The organism is Psychrobacter sp. 1U2, assembly GCF_051847575.1.
Genome location: NZ_JBPYDC010000085.1, coordinates 1 through 2,005 on the forward strand (window position 1 = coordinate 1; position 2,005 = coordinate 2,005).

The 2,005-nt window shown below is 42.1% G+C and carries 1 protein-coding gene; it reads right to left on the reverse strand.

Features of this window, described 5'->3' with window-relative positions; all coding sequences use genetic code 11:
- Positions 1-1,401: ribosome rescue GTPase HflX (gene hflX, locus ACS8FD_RS13340; RefSeq protein ID WP_439276241.1), on the reverse strand; the 1,401-nt coding region annotated here is incomplete at its 3' end.
- Positions 1,402-2,005: the final 604 nt, after the last annotated feature.

Consider the following 2,005-nt stretch of genomic DNA (forward strand, 5'->3'; position numbering starts at 1 on the left):
ATTGATATCTTGGCCATCCGTATTTCCAAAACCATCATCACCATCAGTCGTCGCTTGCTCAGTATTAATATCCTGTTCAAATGGTTCAAGTGTAGGCATCAATAGGGTTGCTTGCGCTAATGGTAAGACATCAATCGGCGATAAGTTTGCTTGCCCTAGTATTTGCTTGAGTCTATCACTTGGTAGACGAATGGTTAAGCATTCGTGTCCTGTGTCATCGTAGCTTTCTGCTTGAATAACCCCTAACTCATAAAGCGTATTTTTGAGCTGACCGGCATCATAAGGAAGCGTCAAGTCAAACGTTGTCAATGTACCTGTTAATAACTGCTGTACAGCAAGTGACAACTCTTCCATGCCTAAGTTATCTTTTGAAGACACATAAACGCGATTGGGCTTACCTTCAGTTGCATAGCCTATATGTGCAGGCTCATCGGTTAAATCGATTTTGTTATAAACGTTGAGTACAGGAACATCATTATCAATCTCAGCCAAGACATCTTTGACAGCCTGGATTTGCTCATGCATATCTTCACTAGAGGAATCAATAACATGTAACAATAAATCAGCCTCTAGCGTCTCCTCCAAAGTCGCATGAAAAGACTCAACCAATTCATGCGGCAGATGACGAACAAAACCTACCGTATCAACAAGCACGACCCGACCAACACCTTGCCAGTCTAGGCGGCGCAGCGTAGGGTCTAGGGTTGCAAATAGCTGATCTGCGGCATAGATGTTTTCATCAACTAGACGGTTAAACAAAGTTGATTTACCAGCGTTGGTATAGCCAACCAAAGATATAGTAGGTACATCTGACTTTTGACGTTTGGCTCGACCTTGAGCACGAGTTTGCTTTACTTTATCGAGCTTATTTTTCAGCTGATTGACGCGCGTCTGTAACAAACGGCGATCGGTCTCAAGCTGAGTCTCACCTGGCCCGCGCAGACCAATACCACCTTTTTGACGCTCCAAATGCGTCCAACCGCGTACCAAGCGGGTAGACAGATGGTTTAACTGCGCAAGCTCCACTTGCAGCTTACCTTCATAAGTACGCGCACGCTGAGCGAAAATGTCTAAAATTAAACCGGTGCGATCAAGTACGCGGCATTTTACTAGGGTCTCAATATTACGCTCTTGTGAGGGCGATAAGTTGTGGTTAAACAGAACAATATCAGCGTCATGTTCACGAACCAGCTCAGCGATTTCTTCAGCTTTACCACTGCCGACGAAGTATTTGGCATCGGGTCTTGAACGTGATCCGGTGACTAGTGCCAGACGATCAGCCCCTGCCGAATCTGCCAACAACTCAAATTCGCTTAAATCATCAGGATCTTGGATTTGACGAATGTCTAAATGTACGATAATGGCACGTTCGCCACCTGAGTGTCTTTCAAAATATTCCAAAAATTCTCACCTCTGAATAGAGTAAATAAATCGCTACTATTGTATAAAAATATAGCATGTCAGCAGCGTTCAGTTAAGGTCTATATATGGTCTGATGTCTTGATATTAAAGCGTATAAAAATAATTAGCGATGATTTTATGTTACAGCGCTTTTAGGGTAACTCGCTATCGATGATATTGTTATCTTAACTTTTTTATCAATAAATATAAAAACGGCTGATAAAATAGTATTAAACCTTGAGAAAAAGAAGAACGTGCTGGTCCCACAGTAGCATAAGAAGACTGAGTGAACAAATCGTCACTGACTCACAAAACTTTGTTATACTTACCTCGTTTTTTGGCTTAATTTTGTCCTTCATATAAGGGTATTAATTTTTAGGCTGAATCAACATTTTCATTTATCTAAGTATTAATTTGTTCAGGTAATTGTTTAAACCGTTATCTAATCATGAGGGGCACAGATGAGCCAATCTAAATCAAAGTTTTCGCTCAGAAAGCAGGTGGGCCGCGGCAAAAAAATAGCTGGCATGACGACGACTATCGCAGGTGGTATGCGCACAGCACAGCGTATTGGTGCTTTTCGTGAACCACCACGTGAGACGTT